20 protein-coding genes are annotated in these 23722 nt (G+C 67.0%); 12 read left to right on the forward strand and 8 right to left on the reverse strand.

Going from position 1 to position 23722, the window contains the following annotated elements; genetic code table 11:
* Complete coding sequence (locus AC4AMJ_RS26515) at positions 1 to 981, reverse strand: SDR family NAD(P)-dependent oxidoreductase (RefSeq protein ID WP_489915885.1); 981 nt, start codon at positions 979 to 981, stop codon at positions 1 to 3.
* A gap of 101 nt (positions 982 to 1082) precedes the next feature.
* Between AC4AMJ_RS26515 and AC4AMJ_RS26520 the strand changes: the two genes are divergently transcribed.
* Complete coding sequence (locus AC4AMJ_RS26520) at positions 1083 to 1931, forward strand: helix-turn-helix transcriptional regulator (RefSeq protein ID WP_489915887.1); 849 nt, start codon at positions 1083 to 1085, stop codon at positions 1929 to 1931.
* Between the two features lie 9 nt (positions 1932 to 1940).
* On the opposite strand, the gene AC4AMJ_RS26525 is transcribed toward AC4AMJ_RS26520, so the two are convergent.
* Positions 1941 to 2522 (reverse strand): class I SAM-dependent methyltransferase, encoded by a 582-nt coding sequence (locus AC4AMJ_RS26525; RefSeq protein ID WP_489918516.1) that lies wholly within the window; start codon positions 2520 to 2522, stop codon positions 1941 to 1943.
* Positions 2523 to 2783: 261 nt separating this feature from the next.
* Between AC4AMJ_RS26525 and dinB the strand changes: the two genes are divergently transcribed.
* The 5 genes from dinB (at position 2784) to nhaA (ending at position 10142) form a co-directional block, all read left to right on the forward strand.
* Entirely contained in the window at positions 2784 to 3992 is a 1209-nt protein-coding gene (gene dinB, locus AC4AMJ_RS26530) for a DNA polymerase IV (RefSeq protein ID WP_489898196.1), read from the forward strand.
* A gap of 386 nt (positions 3993 to 4378) precedes the next feature.
* A complete protein-coding gene (locus AC4AMJ_RS26535) occupies positions 4379 to 5881 on the forward strand; it encodes a CitMHS family transporter (protein ID WP_489915889.1) in 1503 nt (500 codons plus the stop codon).
* Positions 5882 to 5910: 29 nt separating this feature from the next.
* Entirely contained in the window at positions 5911 to 7554 is a 1644-nt protein-coding gene (locus AC4AMJ_RS26540; RefSeq protein ID WP_489915891.1) for an ATP-binding protein, read from the forward strand.
* Entirely contained in the window at positions 7544 to 8212 is a 669-nt protein-coding gene (locus tag AC4AMJ_RS26545; protein WP_489898193.1) for a response regulator, read from the forward strand. The genes AC4AMJ_RS26540 and AC4AMJ_RS26545 overlap by 11 nt, the downstream gene beginning before the upstream one ends.
* A gap of 97 nt (positions 8213 to 8309) precedes the next feature.
* Positions 8310 to 10142, forward strand: coding sequence for a Na+/H+ antiporter NhaA (nhaA, locus tag AC4AMJ_RS26550; protein ID WP_489898192.1), 1833 nt, complete (start codon positions 8310 to 8312; stop codon positions 10140 to 10142).
* 154 nt (positions 10143 to 10296) lie between these two features.
* On the opposite strand, the gene AC4AMJ_RS26555 is transcribed toward nhaA, so the two are convergent.
* A complete protein-coding gene (locus AC4AMJ_RS26555) occupies positions 10297 to 11409 on the reverse strand; it encodes an IS110 family RNA-guided transposase (protein WP_489915893.1) in 1113 nt (370 codons plus the stop codon).
* Positions 11410 to 11776: 367 nt separating this feature from the next.
* Here AC4AMJ_RS26555 and AC4AMJ_RS26560 point away from each other — a divergent pair, with 367 nt between their 5' ends.
* Positions 11777 to 13078, forward strand: a complete 1302-nt coding sequence (locus AC4AMJ_RS26560) for a TrpB-like pyridoxal phosphate-dependent enzyme (RefSeq protein WP_489898191.1) — start codon at positions 11777 to 11779, stop codon at positions 13076 to 13078.
* A gap of 300 nt (positions 13079 to 13378) precedes the next feature.
* The gene (locus AC4AMJ_RS26565; RefSeq protein WP_489915895.1) at positions 13379 to 14110 is read left to right on the forward strand and encodes a DUF429 domain-containing protein; all 732 of its coding nucleotides are present in this window, start codon (positions 13379 to 13381) and stop codon (positions 14108 to 14110) included.
* Here AC4AMJ_RS26565 and AC4AMJ_RS26570 read toward each other — a convergent pair.
* Together AC4AMJ_RS26570 and AC4AMJ_RS26575 are read right to left on the reverse strand one after the other, a co-directional pair.
* Positions 14107 to 14682, reverse strand: coding sequence for a GNAT family N-acetyltransferase (locus AC4AMJ_RS26570; protein WP_489915897.1), 576 nt, complete (start codon positions 14680 to 14682; stop codon positions 14107 to 14109). The genes AC4AMJ_RS26565 and AC4AMJ_RS26570 overlap by 4 nt on opposite strands.
* Before the next feature lie 53 nt (positions 14683 to 14735).
* Entirely contained in the window at positions 14736 to 15704 is a 969-nt protein-coding gene (locus tag AC4AMJ_RS26575; RefSeq protein ID WP_489915899.1) for an NAD(P)-dependent alcohol dehydrogenase, read from the reverse strand.
* 134 nt (positions 15705 to 15838) lie between these two features.
* On the opposite strand from AC4AMJ_RS26575, the gene AC4AMJ_RS26580 reads away from it, so the two are divergent.
* Positions 15839 to 16480 (forward strand): TetR/AcrR family transcriptional regulator C-terminal domain-containing protein, encoded by a 642-nt coding sequence (locus tag AC4AMJ_RS26580; RefSeq protein WP_489898187.1) that lies wholly within the window; start codon positions 15839 to 15841, stop codon positions 16478 to 16480.
* A gap of 55 nt (positions 16481 to 16535) precedes the next feature.
* On the opposite strand, the gene AC4AMJ_RS26585 is transcribed toward AC4AMJ_RS26580, so the two are convergent.
* The 3 genes from AC4AMJ_RS26585 to AC4AMJ_RS26595 all read right to left on the reverse strand — a co-directional run bounded on the left by AC4AMJ_RS26585 (position 16536) and on the right by AC4AMJ_RS26595 (position 19141).
* Positions 16536 to 17360, reverse strand: coding sequence for an alpha/beta fold hydrolase (locus tag AC4AMJ_RS26585; RefSeq protein ID WP_489898186.1), 825 nt, complete (start codon positions 17358 to 17360; stop codon positions 16536 to 16538).
* 123 nt (positions 17361 to 17483) lie between these two features.
* Positions 17484 to 18476, reverse strand: a complete 993-nt coding sequence (locus AC4AMJ_RS26590) for a GlxA family transcriptional regulator (RefSeq protein ID WP_489915901.1) — start codon at positions 18474 to 18476, stop codon at positions 17484 to 17486.
* Between the two features lie 56 nt (positions 18477 to 18532).
* Positions 18533 to 19141, reverse strand: a complete 609-nt coding sequence (locus tag AC4AMJ_RS26595) for a TetR/AcrR family transcriptional regulator (RefSeq protein WP_489898184.1) — start codon at positions 19139 to 19141, stop codon at positions 18533 to 18535.
* 172 nt (positions 19142 to 19313) lie between these two features.
* On the opposite strand from AC4AMJ_RS26595, the gene AC4AMJ_RS26600 reads away from it, so the two are divergent.
* From AC4AMJ_RS26600 to gyrB, 3 genes are all read left to right on the forward strand, one after another.
* Positions 19314 to 20249 (forward strand): hydroxymethylglutaryl-CoA lyase, encoded by a 936-nt coding sequence (locus AC4AMJ_RS26600; protein ID WP_489915903.1) that lies wholly within the window; start codon positions 19314 to 19316, stop codon positions 20247 to 20249.
* Between the two features lie 247 nt (positions 20250 to 20496).
* Positions 20497 to 21459 carry a formylglycine-generating enzyme family protein gene (locus AC4AMJ_RS26605; RefSeq protein WP_489915905.1) on the forward strand — a complete coding sequence of 321 codons (963 nt, stop codon included), beginning with the start codon at positions 20497 to 20499 and terminating at the stop codon, positions 21457 to 21459.
* Positions 21456 to 23384 carry a DNA topoisomerase (ATP-hydrolyzing) subunit B gene (gyrB, locus tag AC4AMJ_RS26610; protein ID WP_489915907.1) on the forward strand — a complete coding sequence of 643 codons (1929 nt, stop codon included), beginning with the start codon at positions 21456 to 21458 and terminating at the stop codon, positions 23382 to 23384. Before AC4AMJ_RS26605 ends, gyrB begins: the two co-directional genes overlap by 4 nt.
* Positions 23385 to 23722 lie beyond the last annotated feature (338 nt).

A 23722-nucleotide genomic window follows, 5' to 3' on the forward strand; every position in this document is an offset into this window, starting at 1 on the left:
TCAGTCGGGGAGTGGCTGGGAGTCATACTGGCGGGCGGCTTCCAACAATTCGCGTGTTGCCTTCCACAAACGCGCCTCGCGTACCGGGTCGACTGCAACGGGTTTGACGCCGCGTTCGGTGTGTTTGACGACGAATGCCCCGTCGGCGAGGTGCGCCCACCGATCGTCGAGAACCACCGAGGCCAGGGCCGGTCCGGAACGCGCAGGCGTGGAGATGCCGGGGATGCGTTCCACGAGTTGTCCTATCCGCTGCAGACTTTCGCCGTGCTGGCGGGACAGGCCGGTGCCCGGCATGAATCCGGGCTCGAACACCGAGACATTGATGCCGGGAGATACCTGCCGCTGTAGTTCGTGCGCGTAGTAGAGGATGGCGAGTTTGGAGTCCGAGTAGGCGATGCCGCCCGACGACGGGGTCGCTGTCGTAGCCGGTCGAGCCAGTTCGAGTGGCTCACGCCACCGGGCCGGTGGGACATGCAGGATTCGGCGGACCCAGTTCTGGTGATAGGTGTTGGAGCCGAGCAGCACGATCCGGGCCGGCGTCGAGAAGGTGTCGACGAGGTCGTCGATCAGCTGCGCGTGCGCGAGGTGATTGACCGCGAAGGTGAGCTCGAAACCGTCCTCGGAAGCCGACGTCGCATCGACGGGGGAGACCCCGGCGTTGGCGACGAGGCCGCGCAGCGGCCGGACCGCGCCGGACGCGACGAGATCCTTCACCTGTTGCGCCGCGTCGCGCACGTCGGACAGCCGGGCGAGATCGCAGCCGATGGCGTGGACCGTCGCGCCCGATGCGCGCGCGACGTCGGCGACCTCGACCAGTCGTGGTCCGGCCCGGCCGATCAGGATCAGATCGGGGCGGGCGCCCGCCGGCCGATTGGCGATCGACAGAGTCGTCGCCCGGCCCAGGCCGCTCGTGGGCCCGGTGATGACGACGGTTCCTGAGCTGATGGAGTTGCTGTTGTCTGTTCTCGGTTGTGTTGCCATGAGTCCAGAGTCGGCCGCGGACCACCCGTGGGGTAGTCGTCTGGTTGTCCTGGGACTGTCAGGGCCAGGACAACACCGGCCGCCCGGCGCACACTCGAGGGGTGGAATCGTCGGAATTCGGACGCCTCGTCCGTCGGCTGCGCGACAGAGTGACACCGTCGTCGGTCGGCGTGCCGGTGGGCGCTCGTCGACGGGCGACGGGACTGCGGCGTGAAGAACTGGCCGGACTCGCCGGGATCTCGGTCGACTACCTGACCCGCCTGGAGCAGGGCCGGGCCATCTCGCCGTCGGCGCAGGTCGTGGAGGCACTCGCCCGGGCGCTCCGGGTCGACGATGCGGAGCGCGACCTCCTCTTCCGGCTGGCCGGCCACGTGACGCCGGGCCGAGATGTGGTGTCGATGCGGATCACGCCCAGTGTCGCGCGTCTGCTGGACCGGCTGGACCACACGCCGGTCGCCGTCTACGACGCCACCTGGACGCTGATCAGCGCCAACGCGCCGTATGACGCCCTGATGGGCCCGACCACGACCTGGCGGGGAATCGAACGCAACAGCGTGTGGCGCAATCTCGTCGGACCCGGCACCCGGACCGTGCACACGCCGGAAGAGAAGGCCGACTTCCAGCGTGGGCTGGTCGCGGACCTACGGCTGACCGCCACCCGGTATCCCGCCGACCAGCGGCTACGGCAACTCATCGACACGCTGGCCGCGCACAGCCCACGGTTCGTCGAACTCTGGGACTCCGGCGACGTCAATCTCCCCCGCGGGGACACCGGACGACACAAGACCATCGACCATCCGGCGGTCGGGCACATCACGCTCGATTGCGACACGATGATCGTCGCCGCCGACGATCTGCGCATCATGATCTACACCGCCGAACCGGGCACCGAGGACGCCGACCGGTTGTCGCTGGCCGTGGTGCTCGGAACGCAGGAACTTGTCGACTGACCTGCGGGATCAGGCGCGCTGCAGGTGCAGCACGACGTCGTGGGTGTGCACACCGCCACCGGCTGCCACACCGCGCTCGCGGGTTTCGTTCGTGATCACCGTCCAACCATCGCCGACCATGTCCGCGACGTCGGCGGGCTGGAAGTAGTCGTCCGGGTTGCGGCCGTGCGCGCGGACCCCTTCCGCCTCGTGCGACACCATCAGCAGGCGTCCGCCCGGCCCGACGGCGTCGATGATGCGTGCCATCGTGGCCTCGTCCGACCGTGCGATGGGGAAGTAGTGCAGCGCCACCAGCCCGAAGTCCCGGCCGGGGACATCATCGACGGTGAGGTCGGCGCGGAGCCACACGATGGAGTCCCGGGTGTCGACCTCCCGGGCCCGGTCGATGGCCACCTGGGAGATGTCGACAGCAGTGACCTGCCAGCCCTGATCGGCGAGCCAGCGGGCATCGGCGCCCTCCCCGGACCCGACGTCGAGTGCCGTTCCGGGCGGGACGTCGGCGATCTCGGCGACAAGTGCCGGGTTGACGTCGGCCGTCCAGAGTCGATCCGCGCTGCTGTACCGCTCGTCCCATTCGGCCGCGCCGTCCATGTCGCCGCTCCCGGCGCCGTGACTGTGCGGCCCGCTCGCTTCGCTCCCGGCGCCGTGGTCGTGCGGCCCGCTCGCTCCGCTCCCGGCGCCGTGGTCGTGCGGCCCGCTCGCTCCGCTCCCGGCGCCGTGGTCGTGCGGCCCGCTCGCTCCGCTCCCGGCGCCGTGGTCGTGCGGCCCGCTCGCTTCGTTCCCGGCGCCGTGACTGTGCTCGCTCATGGCTTCGACCGTAACCTGTCAGACCACTGTGCGAACATATGTTCTATGCGCATCGAGCGTAAGGAGAGGTCGGAGGCCACGATCCTGCATGCCGACCTGGACTCCTTCTATGCGTCGGTGGAGCAGCGGGACAACCCGGAGCTGCGCGGGCGGCCGGTCATCGTGGGTGGTGGCATCGTGCTCGCGGCCAGCTACGAGGCGAAGGCCTTCGGCGTACGCACGCCCATGCCCGGCCGCGAGGCGCGGGCGCTGTGTCCACGAGCGGTCGAGGTCCGCCCGAGGTTCGACGCCTACATGGATGCGAGCCGCGCGGTCTTCGAGATCTTCCACGACATCACGCCCGTCGTCGAGGGCATCTCGGTCGACGAGGCGTTTCTCGACGTCGGCGGTCTGAGACGGATCAGCGGGTCGCCCGTCGAGATCGCGGCCACGCTGCGCCGGCGGGTGGCCACCGAGGTCGGACTGCCGATCACGGTCGGCATCGCGCGCACCAAATTCCTCGCGAAGGTGGCCAGCGCGGTCGGCAAGCCCGACGGTCTGCTCGAGGTCGCCCCGGGCACCGAGTTGGACTTCCTGCATCCACTGCCGGTGCGCAGGCTGTGGGGTGTCGGGGCGGTCACCGAGGCGAAACTCGCCGATGCGGGAATCAGCACCGTCGGCGACCTCGCCTCGTTCGGCGAACGTGGTCTGAGCTCGCTGCTCGGGTCGGGTTCCGGGCGTCATCTGTATGCGTTGTCGATGGCCCGCGACCCGCGCCGCGTCGAGACGGGACGTCGGCGACGGTCGATCGGATCACAGCGGGCGCTCGGTCGGCGGCCGAAGAACGAGGCCGACCTCGAGGCCACGCTCGTCGCCATCGTCGAACGTCTCGGCAAGCGGCTGCGGGGTGCCGAACGTGTCTGTCGCACAGTCGTTCTGCGACTCCGGTTCGACGACTTCGGGCGGGCCACGCGGTCGCGGTCGTTCCTCGAGTCGACCGATCGCACCGACATCGTCATGGCCGTCGCGCGCGGACTGCTCGACGAGGCGATGCCGCTGATCCGGGATCGCGGCTGCACGCTGATCGGCTTGTCGCTGACCAACCTCGACGACCACGACAGCGTCCAGCTCACCCTGCCGTTCGCCGAGGACCACGGCGCTGAACTCGACATCGCGATGGACCAGTTGCGCAATCGTTTCGGTCGCGACGCGGTCACGCGGGCGGTGCTCGTCGGACGTCATCACGGGGACGACGCGCCGATGCTTCCGGACTGAGTGTGTGCGATCTCTTGGTGGTTGCGGGATCTCGATACGCGTGCTCGCTGCCGCTCGCCCGCTACTCGATCAGCGGGGGGAGTGGCTCGATCAGCGGGGGCCCACCCGCCGGTCGAGTAGGGGCGAGCCGCTAGGCGAGCACCGTATCGAGACCGCTTGCGATGCAGCGGGTCTCGATACGCCACTCACTACGTTCGCGGCTACTCGACCAGCGGGCATGGTTCGCGGCTACTCGACCAGCGGACAGCGTGCGCAAAACGCGCAAAAGAAAACTAATGAGCGCAAGCGTGACTGTGACGTGGGTTACCCGCAGAGTGCTCTTGTAACGGCCGCGACTCCCAGCCCGGCGACATCGCGACCGTTCCCAGAGCAGAAAGAGAACAACGATGTTGGTAGCACTCGGCCTCGGTATGGTGGCCACCTTCATGTTCCTGATCATCACCAAACGCGCGACGCCGGTCGTCGCGCTGATCCTGGTGCCGGTCGCGTTCGGCCTGTTCGCCGGGGCCGGCCTCGACATCAGCGACATGATCAAGGACGGCATCAAAGAACTCGCCCCGACGGCGGCGATGCTGTTCTTCGCGATCATCTTCTTCGGCATCATGATCGACGTCGGACTGTTCGACCCGATCGTCCGGTTCGTGGTGCGGATGGTCCGCAACGATCCGGCGCGACTGGTCGTCGGCACCGCTGTGCTGACGATGATCGTGTCCCTCGACGGTGACGGGTCGACGACCTTCATCATCACCACCGCAGCATTGCTGCCGCTCTATCTCAAGCTCGGGGTGAGCCCGGTCGTGTTGACGGTGGTCGCCGGTCTGGCGAACGGCACGATGAACATCCTGCCGTGGGGCGGCCCGACCGCCCGCGCGGCGAGCGCCCTCAAGATCGACACCAATGACGTGTTCCTGCCGATGGTTCCGGCGCTGGCTGTCGCGTTGATCGTCGTCTTCCTGTTCGCGCTGCACCTCGGCGTGATGGAACGTCGCCGCATCGGTCGTATCGAGATCAAGGACTCGCTGCTCATGCCGCGTGAAGAGGTGCTGGTCGCCGCGGGTGGCGGCTCGGGCACCGACGTCGCGCCGAAGTCGCGACGCTTCGGACGCTCGGGCCGCGGCAGCGGTTCGGCAGCATCCGGTTCCGCCGGCACCGGCTCGACCGGCGACGACGTGCCCACCCGCGACATCCCCGTCGGGCAGTACGACCCCGACGCCACCGACGACGACGGCGAGACGAGCTTCACCGGAGTCCTGGACCCCAATCGCGCATCCCTGCGTCCCAAGCTGTTCTGGGTCAACGCCGGACTGACCATCGGACTGCTCGCCGTTCTCGGCCTCGACATCGTCGCCATCCCGGTCCTGTTCATGATCGCCGCCGCCATCGCGCTGGCCGTCAACTTCCCACATGTGAAGGACCAGCAGGAAGCGATCACCCGGCATTCGTCGAGCATCGTGTCGGTGGTGGCGATGGTGCTCGCGGCGGCCGTGCTCACCGGCGTGTTCACCGGCACGGGGATGGTCGACGCCATCGCCCACTGGCTCGCCGACGGCATCCCGGACTGGATGGGCCCGCACATGGCCATCGTGATCGGCATCCTCTCGCTGCCGCTGACCTTCCTGATGAGCAACGACGCCTTCTACTACGGGGTGCTGCCGGTGCTGTCGGAGACGGCCACCCGCTACGGCATCGATCCCAGCGAAATGGCCCGTGCGTCCATCACGGGGCAGACGGTGCACATGCAGAGCCCGCTGGTCCCCGCCATCCTGCTGCTGGTCGCACTCGCGGGTGTCTCGCTCGGTGATCACCACAAGAAGGTGTTGTGGCGGGCCGCGGTGGTGTCGCTGACGATGCTCCTCGTCGGCGGCCTGGTGGGTGCGATCCCGTTCTGACCCGCGATACCCCGGCCTAGGCTGACCGAATGCGATTGCGAACGCAGGTACTGCTCCTGCAACTCGCCGTCATCGCGGTCAGCCTTGCCGTCGGTTTCGGGCTGGTGATCTCGGGCTCCGACGACCGGGTCCGCGACGAATACGCGCAGCGGGCACTCGCCATCGCGCAATCCGTCGCCGCCGACTCCGAGGTCCAAGCCGAGGTCGCCACACATCAGGGAGCCGTCCTCGACCCGGCAGCACTGGCGGCCGGGCCGCTGCAGGCCGAGGCGCTCGCGGTCCAGCGGCGCACGGGTGCGCTGTTCGTCGTCATCGGCAACGACCGGGGGTTGCGTCTGGCACACCCGGAACCCGCCGAACTGGGCAAACTGGTCTCCACCGATCCGTCGAACGCGCTGGCGGGGAGCGAGGACGTGAGCACCGACCGGGGGACGCTCGGCGAGTCGGTCCGTGCGAAGGTTCCCGTGTTCGACGGCGGACGGGTCGTCGGGTTCGTCAGCGTCGGGGTGTCGACGACACGTCTGGCCACCGACACGCGACGCGACATCATCACCACGATTCTCATCGCGCTGGGGGCGCTGGCGGTGGGGGCGGTCGGCTCGGTTCTGCTCGCGCGGCGCTGGCGTCGGCTGACTCTCGGCCTCGAGCCCGACGAACTGCTCGAACTGGTCCGCGAACAGGGTGCCGTGCTGCACTCGATGGCCGACGGAGTGCTCGCCGTCGATGCCACCGGGATCGTCCGCGTCGCCAACGACACCGCGCTGCGCCTGCTCGACCTCACCGACCCGGTGGGCGCCTCGATCGACGAGCTGGGACTGACACCGCGGGTACGCGGTGTCCTCGACACCCCGACCACCGAACCGATCGCGGCGACCGTCGGTGACCGCGTGGTGCTCGTCAGCTCGCACGCCGCCGAGGCCGATGGACGCGACCTCGGGATGGTGCTGTCGGTGGTGGACCGCACCGACGTCGAACATCTCACCCGGGAGGTCGATTCCATCCGATCGATGAGTACCGCGTTGCGTGCCCATCGGCATGAGACGGCCAATCGCATGCATGTGCTGGCCGGGCTGCTGCGCCGGGGCAACACCACCGAAGCGATCTCCTACCTGGACGAACTGACCGGGGCCGGTTCGCGGGGTGCCCAGCTCGCCGGGCTCGACAACGTCGGCGAACCGCACCTGCAGGCGTTTCTCGACGCCAAGGCCGCCCACGCGCGAGAACGCGCGGTCACCCTGCGGCTGGGCGACCAGACCTGGGTGCAGGGCGCGCTGCGCGATCCCGTCGTGGTGACCACGGTGTTGGGCAATCTGGTCGACAACGCGATCGACGCCTGCGCCGACGGCACGCGCGCCGGGATCGTCGAGGTCGAACTGATCACCGACGGCGACGACCTGCTGATCACGGTGGCCGACTCCGGTCCGGGCATCTCGTTCGACGACCCGTCGCTGATCTTCGACGAGGGCGTCACCACCAAGGCCGACCCGGGTGTCCCCGGTGGGCGCGGAATGGGTCTGGCATTGTCGAGACAGATCGCGCGTCGGGTCGGGGGCGACATCTGGGTGGCCGACGCAGGCGGTCGGGATGCCGCGGACCCGGGCGGCGCCGTGCTGGTGGCCCGACTCCCCGACGTGATGGACGACGGAACGGAGAACGACAGCGATGACCGATGACCTGGGCGTACTCATCGTCGACGACGACTTCCGCGTGGCCGCGTTGCACGCCGGCATCGTCGACGCCGTTCGCGGCTTCCGTGTCGTCGACCGGGCCGGCAGCGTAGCCGCCGCGCGTGCCGCGATGGTCAACCACGGCAGCGCGATCGACCTGGCCCTTCTCGACGTCTACCTCCCGGACGGCTCCGGAATCGATCTGGTCTCCGAGTTACCTTGCGACGCAATCATCGTCGGCGCCGAGACCGATTCCCAAGCGGTCCGCACCGCGATGCGGGCGGGTGCGCTCGCCTACTTGATCAAACCCTTCGACGACACCGAGCTCGCGCGACGTCTCGCCGGCTATGCGCAGTACCGACGTGTCCTGACCGCTGACACCGTCGATCAGCACGCGGTCGACGCCGCGCTCTCGGCATTGCGGTTCGGGACACGCGGATCGGATCGGCCCGACGTCGGGTCGCAGACCGAACGTCTCATCCTCGAACTGTTCTCGACCGAGGACGGTCCCTTGTTCGCCGACCAGGTCTCTGCTGCTGTCGGTGTGTCCGCTGCGACGGCCCGTCGACACCTGGCTCATCTCGTGTCGTCGGGACGGCTGACAATGACGCTGCAGTACGGGAGTACCGGACGGCCGCGGCAGGAGTATCGGTTGTCGGGCTGATCCCTCGTGGAATGCGGACTGCCGCCTCGTTGTCATTGATGAGCGAGCGGAGCCGACTCGGGTCGGGCAATGTGGTCCGTGCGGAAGGAGATCGCCGATGGTCGCGTACGCACGGAGGGCCGGTGACTGGGTTCGCACCGAGACCGGGAGCGCCGCGCTTCTCGTCCTGATCACCCTCGTCGCCTTGATCTGGGCCAACTCCACGATGGGCGACACCTACAGCGAGTTCTGGCACACGGAGTTGGGCGTCAGCTTTGGCGAGCACGGCTACGAGATGTCGCTGCAGCACTGGATCAACGACGGCCTGATGGTGTTGTTCTTCTTCGTGATCGGCCTCGAGGTGCGACAGGAATTCGCGGTCGGGACGTTGCACGATCGCAGCCGCGCGTGGGTGCCGTTGGTGGCCGGGCTCACCGGCGTGGTGGTCCCCGCCATGATCTACCTGCTGATCGCCGGCCGCGACGCCGCAAGTGGGTGGGGTGTGGTGGTCGGGACGGACACCGCGTTCCTACTGGGCGCGCTCGCGATCATCGGTCCGCGGATGTCCAACCAGCTCCGCGTGTTCTTGCTGACGCTGTCGGTCGTCGACGACTTCCTCGCCGTCGCCATCATCGGCATCGTCTACTCCGATGAACTCGACATCGTGCCGCTGGTGATCGCTCTCGCCAGTCTCATCGGGCTGTGGATGCTGTCGCGGACGACGGTGTGGCGCAGCTCGCCGTACGTGGCGCTCGTCGTGGTGGGGTGGGCGGCGACGCTCGCATCCGGGGTTCATCCGTCGCTGTTCGGGATGGTCGCGGGCCTGCTGGTGCCCGCGCAGGCGACCCAGCGCGGCCACGTCGAGAGCGCCAAGATCCTGTTCCGGGACTACTGGCAGTCGCCGCAGGCGACCGTCGCGCGGACCGCACGACGCGGCCTGGCGCGCTCGATCTCGGTCAACCAGCGGCTCCACGACGTGCTGCGCGGTCCGGTCTCGCTGTTCGTCGTACCGACGTTCGCCCTGGCCAATGCAGGTATCGCACTCGGCGGCGGGGTGTTGGCCGACGCGTTCACCTCCACCATCACCTGGGGTGTTGCCGTAGGTCTCGTGGTCGGCAAGTTCGTCGGTATCACGGTGGGGGCGTGGCTGGCGATCCGCGCCGGGCTTGGGCGGTTGCCGCAGGGGGTGGGCCCGGGCAGTCTGCTCGGCGGTGCGGCGCTGTCGGGCATCGGGTTCACGGTGTCGCTGCTCATCGTCGGGCTCGCCTTCACGGAGGGGGATGAGGCCGCGGAGGCGACCGTCGGCGTGCTGGTCGCGATGGTGCTGGCGGCGAGCCTCGGATGGCTCATCTTCACCCGCGCGCGCGTGAAGTGGGGCGAGACGTCGGCGGACCTGCCGGTGACGCTGGACCCGCCGGTGGACCCGGCGACGGACCACATCCGGGGGCGCGTCGACGCCCCGCTGACCGTCGTCGAGTTCATGGACTTCGAGTGCCCGTTCTGTGCGCGCACGACCGGAATGTTCAACGACGTGCACGCGCATTTCGGCGACGACATCAAGTACGTGGTGCGACATCTGCCGATCTACGAGTACCACCCGCACGCCTATCTCGCGGCGACCGCGGCCGAAGCGGCAGGCGAACAGGGGAAGTTCTGGGAGATGCACGATCTGTTGTTCGCGAACCAGGCCGAACTCGAGTCCGACCATCTACTCGGCTACGCCGAGCGACTCGGTCTGGACATGAACCGCTTCATCGTGGACCTGGAGAGCGAGGAGATCGCGGTACGGATCACCGCGAACGAACAGAGTGCCGTGATGAGCGGAGCCCGCGGCACGCCGACGTTCTTCTTGAACGGGCAACGTCATCTCGGTTCGCACGATGCCCGGACCGTCATCGCGGCGCTCGAGGCGAAACAGAACGAGCAGTCGGCGGCCCGGCGGAGGTCGTAGGGGGTGGTGGACGCCGCCGGTTGATCGTCGATAAGCGGCTCGGCTCGCGCCGCCACCTTCTGTTGATCGAGTAGGCACCGAGCCCCCCAAGGGCGAGGCGCCGTATCGAGATCACGGCGCTCGGACGCTCCTATGGTTTGTCAAGGGCTTGTTGTTAGGCGGCCTGAGCTGGGGTTTCGGGGTGTGTTTGGGTGTTGTGTTTGGGGTTTTCGAGCAGGGTGAATAGTTGGCGGGCGATGTAGGTTTTCAGGCAGCGGCGGATCTCGGGGCGGGTTTTGTTGCCTCCTTGTTTGCTGGCGCGGCGTTCGACGTATCGACGGGTGTTGTCGTCGTAGCGCATCCGGCACACCGCGATGGTGTGTAGCGCCCGGTTGAGTTGGCGGTCGCCGGAGCGGTTCAACCGGTAGCGGGTGGTGGTCTGGCCGCTGTTGGCCGGGATGGGTGCGGCGCCGGCGAGCATGGCGAACGCCGCGCGGGAGTCGATGCGTCCGGGGTGACTCCACGCGCACAGCACGACCGCAGCGGTGATGGGCCCGACCCCGAACACGTCGAGGAGATCGGGCCGCCACGCGGCGACGATCTGCTTGATCTGCTTTTCCAGATCGTCGGCCTCGGCACGCAACGTCTGGATGCGTTTGGCCAACTGCCGCAAGGCTCGGGCGATGGTGGCGGTCTGTGGGTCCCACTCGTTGCGGACCCGCAGTTTCGCTGCGCGAGAAACGATGTGGGCGGTATCTGTCTCGACGCCCAGGCGCTCGCGCAGCACGTCGGGAGCGGCGATGGCCAGGTTGAACAACTGCCGGGCACCGTCAGCGGCACCGTCGACAGCCGATCGCCGCACACTGAGCAGCGTCGAGAGCGCATCACGATCACCACCGCACCGCGGTGTGCCCAGGCGGGGCCGGGCCAGGGCCTCACGCGCGGCCCGGACCGCATCGATCTCATCGGTTTTCGCGCCGTGACGACGCTTGGCCCGCTCCGGACGGTCGAGTTCGACGACGATTTCACCACGCTGCTCATCCATCAGGAACCGGGTCAGACCGGCACCATGAATGCCCGTGCCCTCGATCGCGAAGAACCGCGCCGGCGAATGCCGGTCGGCGAACGCGAGCACCTTGGCGTACCCGTCGGCATCGGCGCTGACGGTCACCGTGTCGAGATGAGCGCCAGTGCGGGCATCCACCGCGGCGGCGACATGCTTGTACACGTGGGTGTCTACACCGATGACGACCTCGACCATCTCCCGCAGATCAGTCACACTGGTCATGCGTTCCTCCTAGGATGTGGAACCGACATTGATTGGTTCCGGTCCAGGCAGGCGAGTCGGCAGGACTGAGGATGGGACACGTGACGAACGCGGCTACGTTCACACGGTCAAGCTCCTGATCAGGCCAGAAAGCTCGCCCACCTGGGCCGGGGCCGATGATCATCGTTGGACAAGTCCAGGCAAAGGCACACAGCCAGTCTCGATAAGAGTCACAACGATGACCATCAACCAACAGCCCATCACCTCCGAGCTGCACACTCAATACTCACAGTCTCGATACGCTCGCTCGTTCCTCGCGGGCTACTCGACCAGCAGAATGGCTCGGCTTCTCGATTGGCCGATGTGGCCACCAACTATTCTGTCTGCCATGACGCTGAACGTGGACGCCACCAATCCGGATCTGGTCACCGTCGGGGTGCCCACGCACTGGTACAACCTCGCGGCCGAGCTCGATGAGCCGATCCCGCCGCACCTGCACCCCGGCACCAAGGAACCCGTGGGACCCGACGACCTCGTCGCGCTGTTCCCGGCCGGCCTGATCGCCCAAGAGGTCTCCACCGAGCCCTACATCGAGATCCCGGAACCGGTGCGTGAGATCTACCGCATGTGGCGGCCGTCGCCGCTGATCCGGGCGCGCCGATTCGAGGAGGCCCTGAACACCAAGGCCCGCATCTACGTCAAGTACGAGGGCGTGAGCCCGGTCGGCAGTCACAAGACCAACTCCGCGGTCGCGCAGGCCTACTACAACAGCGTCGACGGCGTGCGGAAACTGACCACGGAGACCGGGGCCGGGCAATGGGGCAGTGCGCTCGCCTTTGCCGGGGCGCAGTTCGGCATCGACGTCGAGGTGTGGCAGGTCCGCGCCTCCTACGATTCGAAGCCGTATCGCGGCCACCTGATCCGAACCTACGGCGGCACGCTGCACCCGTCGCCGTCGGATCTGACGGAGTCGGGACGGGCGATGCTGGCCAAGGACCCGAATACCACGGGAAGCCTGGGCATGGCCGTCAGCGAGGCGGTCGAGGTTGCCGCCGGCGATCCCGACACCCGCTACGCGTTGGGCAGCGTGCTCAATCACGTTGTGCTGCATCAGAGCGTGATCGGGCAGGAAGCGGTCGACCAGCTCAACGCCGTCGAATCCGGCGGCGCCGATGTGGTGTTCGGTTGTGCCGGCGGCGGTTCCAATCTGGCCGGGCTGTCGTTCCCTTTCCTGCGGGAGAAGATTCACGGCCGGGCGAACCCGCGGATCGTCGCGGCCGAGCCGGCGGCATGCCCGTCCATCACCCAGGGGGAGTACCGCTACGACCACGGCGACGTCGCGGGCCTGACCCCACTGCTCAAGATGCACACGCTCGGTATGGATTTCGTGCCCGACCCGATTCACGCCGGTGGTCTGCGCTATCACGGCATGGCCCCGGCGCTGAGCCACACCGTCGAACTCGGACTCGTCCAGGGTGTCGCGATCACCCAGCACGACGCGTTCTCGGCCGGTGTGCAGTTCGCCCGGACCCAGGGCATCGTGCCCGCGCCGGAGTCGACCCACGCCATCGCGGCGTGCGCCGCGCATGTCGCCGATTCTGACAAGGAGGAGGTGGTGGTGATCGGGTTGTCGGGACACGGCCAGCTCGATCTGCCCGCCTACGCCGAGTTCCTCGACGGGAGGTTCTGAGGGGTAACGCATTCCGGTTCTTGTGGGGTGGCCATCCGGGCCCTGAGTAGCGAGCGTTCCCCACCCGCTCCCTGAGGAGCGAGCTTGCGAGCGTCACGAAGGGCCCGACCCTTCGTGACGGTCCTCCGCTAGCGCTCCGGACCTCCTCAGGGATCGGTGAGGACCCCCCGGGGTACCTCAATCCCATGGATCGGTGAGGACCCCCCGGGGTACCTCAATCCCAGGGATCGGTGAGGAATCCCCGGGGTACCTCAATCCCAGGGATCGGGGTATCCATCACGGCAACGAAGGGTCGGCCACATGCGTACTGTCGGTATCGATCTCGCGGCATCACCGAAGCTGACCGCGGTCGCGGTGATCGACTGGTCGTCGGACGCGGCGACGGTCACCGAGTTGTCCGTGCCGGCCGACGACGCCCGGATTCGGGAACTCGTCTCCGGTGCCGACCGGATCGGCATCGACGCACCGTTCGGTTGGCCGGATGCTTTCGTGGATTTCGTTGTCGCACAACACCGCGGTGAGCTGGCCGCCGGTCGCGCTCTGGACGACATCGACCATCGGCGACCGCTGGCATACCGACGCACAGACCACATCGTCGTCGAGTCGAAGTGGGGTCGTCCGCTCAGCGTCTCCGCGGATCAGATTGCGCACGTGGCGTTCCGCTGCGCTGGCCTGCTGGCCGACCTCGGGATCGCCGACCGTGTCGATGGCCGGGCCGTGGAAGCGTACCCCGCTGCCGCGTTGAAGAAGTGGGGGCTGACCGCGCGCGGCTACAAAGGCGTCCGACACCGGGAGGTGTTGGTGGCCCTCGGGGACAGCCTGAGTGAGGCTGCACCCTGGCTTGACCTCGGCCGCCATCGCGATCTTCTCACCCGCGACGACAACGCGTTCGACGCCGTCATCACCGCGCTCATCGCGCGGGCCGCTGCGTTGGGCCGCACACATCTGCCGGAGTCGTCAGACCACGAGGTGGCCGCGCGCGAAGGGTGGATTCACGTGCCGGACTGCGGACTCGGTGACCTGGTGGACTAGCGCAGGTCGAGTCGCATCAGCACGCGCGGAAACCGGTTGAGTACCGACGTGGTGTCGGCCGCCCACTCGAAACCGGCGTCCTCGAACAGTTTTCGCGTGCCAACGTATGCCATCGTGAGATCCACCTTCTCACCGCGGTTGTCCACCGGGTAGCCTTCGATCGCCGGTGCCCCGTTGTCCCGGGCGAACTCGACGGCCCCGGCCAGCAATGCGTGCGAGATGCCCTGCTTGCGGTGTCCGGGCCGGACACGGATGCACCACACCGACCACACGTCGAGGTCGTCGACGTGGGGGATCTTACGATTGGTGGCGAACGTCGTGTCCGACCGGGGCGCGACCGCCGCCCAACCGACCACCTCATCTGCGTCGTCGTAGGCGAGCACGCCGAGTGGAATCCCGCTCTGGCAGAGCTTCTTCACGTAGGCGCCGCGCTCCTGTCGCGCGAGTTCGCGGTTGAGCTTGTTGGGGATCCGATAGCTCAGACACCAGCACACGTTGGAATCCGGCTTCGTGGGCCCGACCATGGTGGCGATGTCGTCGAACACGGTCGCGGGCCGAACGGCGATGGGCATGCGTCCACCATGATCGGAACCGGACACGCGCGCAAGGCCGGTGAGCGGGATGGTCAGATCGAGACCGACAGCTTGCCGCGGACATGCCCATCGGTGAGGTAGTCCATCGCCTTGGCCGCCTCCGGAAGTGCGAATGTCCGATCCAGGGTGGGATGGAGAGTGCCGGCGTCGACCATGGACGCCAGTTCGGCCATGTCGTCGGCGCTCTCCTTGGCGATGACGCCGACAAGTCGGTGCTTGACGAACAGTGACAGCAGCATGGCGCCGAGCTGACGCTGAATCCCACCCGTCAGGTTTCCGCCGCCCTCGCCACCGACGATGACGAGGGTGCCGCGCGGCGTCAGCAGTTGTCGCAGTGCCGAGACGCGCCGGTTGCCGGCGATGTCGAGGATGACGTCGAACGGACCGGCGGAGGCGTCGATGTCGTCGTGGGTGTAGTCGATCACCTGCTGTGCACCCAGCGACCTCACCCAGTCGGCTTTCGGCCCACTCGCCACGGCGACCACGGCGGCGCCGAACGTCGTGGCGATCTGCACGGCGTACGAGCCGACACCGCCGGACGCCCCGATCACCAGCACACGGTCGCCGGCCTTCACCCGGCCTGCATCACGCACCGCCTGCAGGGCGGTGAGTCCCGACACCGGCAGCACGGCAGCCTCCTCGAAGGTGACACCAGCGGGCTTGCGGGCCAGGCGCTTGACCGGTGCCACCGCAAATTCGGCCATCGACCCGTTGGCCGTGCCGATCACCTCATCTCCCACCGACCAGCCGTCGACGCCGGGGCCGATCTCCGCGACGACGCCGGCCAGGTCACGTCCGAGGACCACCGAGCGCGGCCGTCGGATGCCGAGGACGAGCCGAGCAAGGTAGGGCGTGCCGGTCATCAGGTGCCATGTGCCACGGTCGATGCCGGCAGCGTGCACCCGGACCAGAACCTCGCCCTGCCGGAGTGCGGGCCGATCGACCTCGCCCAGATGCAGGCATTCGCTGCTGCCGTACTCGACCCGAGTCATTGCTTTCATCGTCTCTCCAAACCTTACGTTGTAAGTGAGTTCTCCTACACGGTAGGCTTACGGCGTAAGAGAGTCAAGGGTTCGAGTCAGATCAGGCAGGAGTGCAGCGCGTGCCGGGAAAACCCCGATCACCCAGAGCGACCATGCTCAGTCGTGCGGCCATCGTGGCAGCGGGAATCGAGATCGCCGACGCCGACGGCTTGGGTGCGGTGACGATGCGTTCGGTCGCACGCAAGCTCGACGTCGAGGCCATGTCGCTCTATCACCACGTGGCGAACAAGGAGGCGATGCTCGACGCGATGGTCGACGCGGTGTTCGACGAGTTTCACCAGCCTGTCGTCGGCAACGATTGGGCCGACGAGATGCGTCGGCGGTCACGGTCGGCACGAGAGGTGCTCAAACGCCACGCGTGGGCGGTGGGGTTGATGGATTCGCGCCGCAATGCGGGTTTCGTGACGCTGCAGCACCACGATGCCGTCCTTGGCTGCCTGCGCGAAGCCGGGTTCTCGATCATGTTGGCCGGGCACGCCTTCGCACTGCTCGATGCGCACCTGTACGGGTTCCTGATCCAGGAGATCGCATTGCCGTTCACCGGGGAGGAGGACCTCGCCGAACTCGGGCATCAGATGATGGAGGCACTCCCGGAGGGGACCTTGCCCTACTTCCGGGAGTTCACCCTCGAACGGGCGCTGCAACCGGGGTATTCGTTCGGAGATGAGTTCGACGTCGGACTCGATCTCATCATCGAGGGACTCGCCGCGCGATCGGCAGCCGAAAAGGGCTGAGGCGTAACGCGATATCGGCTCCGCCCACGGGAACCGTGAGCGGAGCCGACGTACATCAGCTCTGGAAGAACTCCAGCATGTCGGCGTTGATCGTCGCCGCCTCGGTGGTCGGCATCCCGTGCGGGAATCCGGGGTAGGTCTTGAGCGTGCTGTTCGGCAGCAGTTCGGCCGAGCGCACGCCGGTGTTCTCATACGGCACCACTTGGTCGTCCTCGCCGTGCAGCACCAGTGCCGGGATGGTGATCTTCGTGAGGTCGTCGGTGAAATCGGTTTGCGAGAAGGCGACCACGCCGTCGTGGTGGGCCTTGACGCCGCCCATCATGCCCTGGCGCCACCAGTTGGCGATGACCCCTTCGGACGGCTCGGCGCCGTCGCGGTTGTAACCGTAGAACGGGCCCTCGGCGAAGGTCCGGAAGAAGTCGGCACGCCGGGTGGCCACCTGCACCTGGATGTCGTCGAACGCCTCCTTGGGGATCCCGCCCGGGTTGGCGTCGGTTTTGACCATGATGGGCGGCACCGAACTGATCAGCACCGCCTTGGCCGCACGATCCTGGCCGTGGCGGGCCAGATAGTGGGCCACCTCGCCGCCACCGGTCGAGTGCCCGACGTGAATCGCGTCAGACAGATCCAGGTGCGTGACAACGGCCGCCAGATCGTCGGCGTAGTGGTCCATGTCGTGGCCGTCGGCGACCTGGGTGGAACGGCCGTGACCGCGGCGGTCATGCGCCACGACGCGGTAGCCGTGCTGGAGGAAGAACATCATCTGGGTGTCCCAGTCATCGGACGACAGTGGCCAGCCGTGACTGAACACGATCGGCTGGCCGCTGCCCCAGTCCTTGTAGAAGATTTCGACACCGTCCGATGTGGTGATGGTGGGCATGGGCGCTCCTTCGCGGGGGATGAGGGGATGACCGGCACGTTCAGTGTGCGCCCGGATCGTCGGGAACGGTCCCACCGGCTGCGACACAAATACCCCGATTTGCGACATGCCGTGGGGAGACGGTCAGACGGCGACCATTCGGGTGGAGGAGAACCGCTGCTGATATTTGCGCGGCGAGATGCCGATGCGCGCGACGAATGCCCGTCGCATCACCTCGGAGCTGCCGTAGCGGGCGGCGTGCGCCGCGGCCGTCACCGTGAATCCGGCGTGCAACCTGTCCCGCGCCATCGCGAACCGGGCGTCGGCGACGTATCCCGCCGGCGTGGTGCCGAGTTCCTCGCGGAACAGCCGGGTCAGTTGACGGGCACTGACGTTCGCGTGTGCTGCGAGACCCGCAACCGTGTGCCCGATGTGCAGGTTGCCGTGGATGTGGTCGGTCACCTTGCGCACCAGACTCGTCCGCGGTGTCGGCCCGGACAGTGACGATGAGAACTGCGACTGCCCACCGCCGCGTTGCATGTACACGAGCAATCCCTGCGCGGTCTGCCGCGCCACCTCGGCGTCGTGATCCTCTTCCACCAGCGCCAGACTCAGATCGATGCCGGCGACCACACCCGCCGAGGTGTAGAGGCATCCGTCGCGCACATAGATGGCATCCGGGTCCACCCGGATGCCGGGATAGCGATGGGCGAGGTCGGCGGTGAATTTCCAGTGGGTGGTCGCCGACCGACCATCGAGCAGCCCCGCCTCGGCGAGCACGAACGAACCGGTGCACACCGATGCGACCCGCCGGCTACGCGACGCCAGATCCGACACCGCCGCCACCAGTTCGGCCGTGACGAACAGTGGTGGCGCCATCTCGCTGCCGGCGACCACGACGGTGTCGAAATACCCTGAGTCCGTGACCCGTTCGGTGCTCACACGCACACCTATCGAGGTGGTCACGTCGCCGCCGCTCGGCGACATGACCACGACCTCGTAATCACCGCCGAACTGGTTGGCCTCCACGAAGACGTCCGCCGGTCCGGAGAAGTCGAGCATCTTCACGCCATCGAACACGACGAAGCCGATACGTCGCTTTTCCTGCCGCGGCACCGGCGAATCGACTGCCTTCATAGGAGTCAATCTATGCGTTCGCGGGATGTGAATGCAGATGGCCGCCGTGGATCAGATCAGCTTGCGGTCCGCGTACCGTACACGGTGCGATACCAGATTGCGGTGAGTACGTCGATCGCCGTGTCGTCATCGGGGCGTGCCACGTCGCGATCCCCGCCGGCCGCCAGCCACGTCCAACAATTCGATTCCAGCGTGGACACGAGGGCCGATGCCAGAGCATCCAGCGGGAGGCCGATGCGATATCCCGCGTGGTCGGCGCTGTGCAGGCCGACCACAATCTGTCGTATGCCCGAGGCCCGATTCTCTTGCCATCGTCGACGGTAGCTGTCGTCGAGCATCGACATCTGGAACAGGCCGATCATCTCTGGCAGGTACTTCTTGTAAGTGGTCCAGTATGCGGACACAGCAGCGCGCACACCGGACTCGGGATCGGGGGATTTGCTGCTCAGCGAACCCTCGACGACTTCGGCTGTGAACTGGTCGAGAAGCGCTTCGAGCAGTTGCTCCTTGTTGTCGTAGTAGTTGTAGAACGAACCGGCCGACCGTCCGGCGGCCTGCGCGATGTCCGAGATCTTGGTGTTGAGGTAGCCCTTCTCGGCGAAGGTCCGACGCGCCGCGTCGAGAAATGCCGCTTCGGTCCGGCGGCCTTTTGTGGTCGGTGGCACGCGTCTGGCCTCATCTCGCGTGGTTGGTGGATGGGCGGATGTCGCTCCTCCTGGGTGAATTATGCATCCTCGAAGCTCAACGGATGTTGATGAGATTTCGAATCTGAATCCGCCCGCTGGGATGGGTGAGCTGGCGGCGAGCGCGGGCCCGTGCCTTCGGTAAGGTGACCTCATGAGCGTGGCAGACCCGATCATTCATGAGGTCACCATCGTCGAGGTCGCGCCTCGGGACGGACTGCAGAACGAAAAGGTGGAGCTGTCCACCGGTCAAAAGCTCGAATTGGTGCAGCGCGCAGTGCGATTCGGTGCTCGTAACGTCGAGGTGACGAGCTTCGTCCATCCGAGAAAAGTGCCTGCGATGGCCGACGCCGAAGACCTGGTGGGCCTGCTGCCCACGAACGACGGCATCACCTACAGCGCTCTGGTGCTCAACGAGCGCGGGCTGGACCGGGCGATCGCGGCCGGGGTCACCGAGATCAATGCCGTCGTTCACTGCACGGACACGTTCAGCGGGCGCAATCAGGGCACCGATGTCGACGGCGGCGTGGAGATCTGGCGGCGAATCGCACGGACCGCGCGAACCGCCGGGATCACGGCCAACCTGACCATCGCCGTCGCGTTCGGCTGCCCGTTCGAGGGTGAGGTACCCGTGACGCGGCTCCGATCCATCCTCGAGCGCGTGCTGGATGAACCCCCCACGGAACTGTCCTTGGCCGACACCATCGGAGTGGCGGTGCCGAAAGATGTCCGCGAACGCTTCGCCGTCGCAGCCGATCTGGTGCCGCAGGGCCTGCCGCTGCGGGCCCACTTCCACGACACCCGCAGCTGCGGCATCGCGAATGCACTGGCCGCGGTCGAGTCCGGGGTGAGCATCCTCGACGCCAGTCTCGGGGGCATCGGCGGATGCCCGTTCGCACCCAACGCGACCGGCAACATCGCCACCGAAGACCTCGTCTACGCCCTGGATCGCTCCGGGATCTCCCACGGTCTCGACGCATCATCGCTCAAGGAGGCCGGGGAGTGGCTCGAGCACGTCTTCGACCGCCGGCTCCCGGCGATGGTGTTGCACGCGGGTGGCTTCCCCACGCCTGCTGGTGCACCGGGCTGATCCGGCGGGGCTACTCCGGCCGTCTGAAGTCACCCCGCAGCTGGGTTGGGGCGCCGCCGGATGCCTTCCGGGGTGGGCTCACTGACAAGGTGAGGTGCGGACAGAGTAGGTGACGCCTCCGACGTCGGTGGCGTAACGGGACCGATTTCGCCGCCGCCGGCCCCGCTGCCTGGAGTTTCGAGGTGCAGCCAGGTGGCGTAACACTGTGTAAAACGCCGAAGGGCATTTCCCTTGGCAGCATGGGCGCATGTTGTTGACGCAGCCGCAGGCACCCGCCGCGCGCAAGGGGATGACCTGGGTTCCGGGCGGCACCTACTGGATGGGCTCCGAGGATTTCTATCCGGAGGAGCGCCCGGTCCATCAGGTGTCGGTCGACGGTTTCTGGATGGACACCCACCCGGTCACCGTCGCCCAGTTCCGCCGGTTCGTGAAGGCGACCGGCCATCTCACCACTGCCGAATGCGAGCCCGACCCTGCCGATTTCCCGGATGCCGATCCGGGACTGCTCGTGCCAGGATCGATGGTCTTCACGCCGCCGTCCGGACCGGTGCCGCTCGACGATTACCGCCGCTGGTGGTCGTATGTGCCCCACGCGAGCTGGCGCCATCCCGAAGGCCCGGGGAGCAACCTGGGCGAGCGGAATCACCATCCGGTCACCCATGTCTCCTACCTCGATGCGTGCGCCTATGCCGAGTGGGCGGGCAAGGCGATTCCGACGGAGGCGGAATGGGAGTTCGCGGCACGCGGAGGTCTCGACCGCGCCCGGTATGTCTGGGGCGACCACGACGAACCGCATGGGCGCCCCGGCGGCAACGTGTGGCAGGGCCAATTCCCTTGGCAGAATCTGGAAACCGATGGTTACGCGGGAACCTCGCCGGTCGGGCGATACCGTCCAAATGGCTACGGCCTGTTCGACATGGCAGGCAACGTGTGGGAGTGGGCCTGCGATCATCACACCCCTGGCCACGCCGCCGGGGACAAGAACGTCGCACCGGCGAGCAGCTGCTGTATCCCACGTAACCCGGTCCAGCAGAACAGGGTCGACGACGGCGGGAGGTATCCGCGGCGCGTGGTGAAGGGTGGATCGCACCTCTGTGCGCCGAACTACTGCAACCGGTACCGGCCGGCCGCACGGCAGGGACACACCGATGACGCGTCGACCGGACACATCGGATTCCGGTGCATCATCCGTGAAGGCGACGCCCGATGACCACCACCGCCGCCGGATACGGCGCCGACTCCATCACCATCCTCGAAGGGCTCGACGTCGTCCGGAAACGTCCCGGCATGTACATCGGTTCCACCGGCAGCCGCGGACTGCACCACATGCTGTGGGAGGTGATCGACAACGGCGTGGATGAGGCGATGGCCGGTCACGCCACCCGGGTCAGCGTGCGGCTCCTCGCGGATGGCGGCGCCGAGGTCACCGACAACGGCCGCGGCATTCCGGTCGACATGCACGCCAGCGGGATACCGACCGTCGACGTCGTGATGACCCAGCTGCACGCGGGTGGCAAGTTCGAGGCCGACGGCGGTGCCTACGCGGTCTCCGGCGGCCTGCACGGCGTGGGGGTATCGGTGGTCAACGCGTTGTCCACGAGACTCGAGGTCGAGGTCGCCCGCGACGGCCACCGCTGGTACCAGACCTACGATCACTCTGTCCCCGGCACGCTGCGTCGTGGCGAGCCCACCGCGGAGACCGGCACGACAGTCAGGTTCTGGCCGGACCCCGATATCTTCGAGACGGTTCATCTCGATGTGGAAACCGTTGCCCGGAGGCTGCAGGAAATGGCCTTTCTCAACAGCGGCCTCGAGATCCTCCTGTCCGACAACCGAACCGACGAGCAGCCCCGTCGTTACCACTATCCCGGCGGCCTGCGTGAGTTCGTCGGCCACATCAACCGGACGAAGCAGCCCCTTCATCCGACCGTCATCGGCTACACCGGAACCGGAACCGGCTACGAGGTCGAAGTGGCGCTGCAGTGGAACGATGGCTATGCCGAATCCGTCCACACCTTCGCCAACACCATCAACACCCCCGAGGGCGGCGTGCACGAGGAAGGCTTCCGGGCGGCGCTCACCGCAGTCGTCAACCGGCATGCCCGGGCTTCCAAGGTGCTGAAGGACAAGGACCCCAACCTGTCCGGCGATGACATCCGCGAAGGGCTCGCGGCAGTGGTCTCGGTGAAGGTCGCCGATCCGCAGTTCGAGGGCCAGACGAAGACCCGTCTCGGCAACAGCGAGATCCGGTCGTTCGTGCAGAAGGTATGCCACGAACGGCTCACCGACTGGTTCGACGCACATCCGGCCGAGGGCAAGACGATCGTCAGCAAGTCCGCGTCGTCGGCGCAGGCGCGAATGGCCGCACGCCGGGCGCGGGAGCTGGTGCGCCGCAAGACCGCCGGTAGCCTCGGCGGTCTTCCCGGAAAGCTGGCGGACTGCCGCAGCAATGACGCCGAGCGTTCCGAGATCTTCATCGTGGAAGGCGATTCCGCCGGAGGCTCGGCGAAGTCCGGTCGTGACTCGATGTATCAGGCGATCCTGCCGATCCGCGGCAAGATCATCAACGTCGAGAAGGCACGCATCGACCGGGTGCTGAAGAACACCGAGGTGCAGTCGATCATCACCGCCTTCGGCACCGGTATCCACAACGAGTTCGACATCACCAGGCTGCGCTACCACAAGATCGTGCTGATGGCCGACGCCGACGTCGACGGTCAGCACATCTCGACGCTGCTGCTGACGCTCCTGTTCCGTTTCATGCGTCCGCTGATCGAACACGGGCACGTCTACCTGGCACAACCTCCGCTGTACAAGCTGAAATGGCAAAAGACACAACCGGAATACGCCTACTCCGACCGGGAGCGTGATCTGCTGCTCGAACGAGGACGATCTGCGGGTCGAAGAATCGATCGGGACAGCGGTATTCAACGCTACAAAGGTCTCGGCGAGATGAACGCCAAGGAACTCTGGGAGACGACGATGGACCCTGCGGCCCGCGTGCTACGGCAACTCACCCTCACCGATGCCGCCATCGCCGACGAACTCTTCTCGATCCTGATGGGCGAGGACGTCGAGGCGCGTCGCAGCTTCATCACCCGCAACGCCGGCGACGAGAGGTTCCTCGACATCTGAGTGGTTGCGTCCACCGAAATCAGCGCACCCTTCGCCACACTCGCCGGCGAAGGGGGCGTCGTGGTGTGTGTGCCACCTGTTGGTGGAGTGGCGGCGAACGGAGTGAGTCGCGTATCGAAACCCGGTGCGGTGATCTCGATACGCTCCTCGCCTAGCGGCTCGGAGCTACTCGATCAGCGGGTGGGGGGTGGCGGGTTCGGGACTACTCGATCAGCGGGTGGGGGGTGGCGGGTTCGGGACTACTCGATCAGCGGGTGGCGTTTCTCGACCACCTGCGCCACCGGAAACGGCCTGGCCAGCGCATTCCTGCTGTTTCGGGTGGCGTAACTGGGGGATAA

This window comes from Gordonia sp. LMA484, from assembly GCF_058129505.1.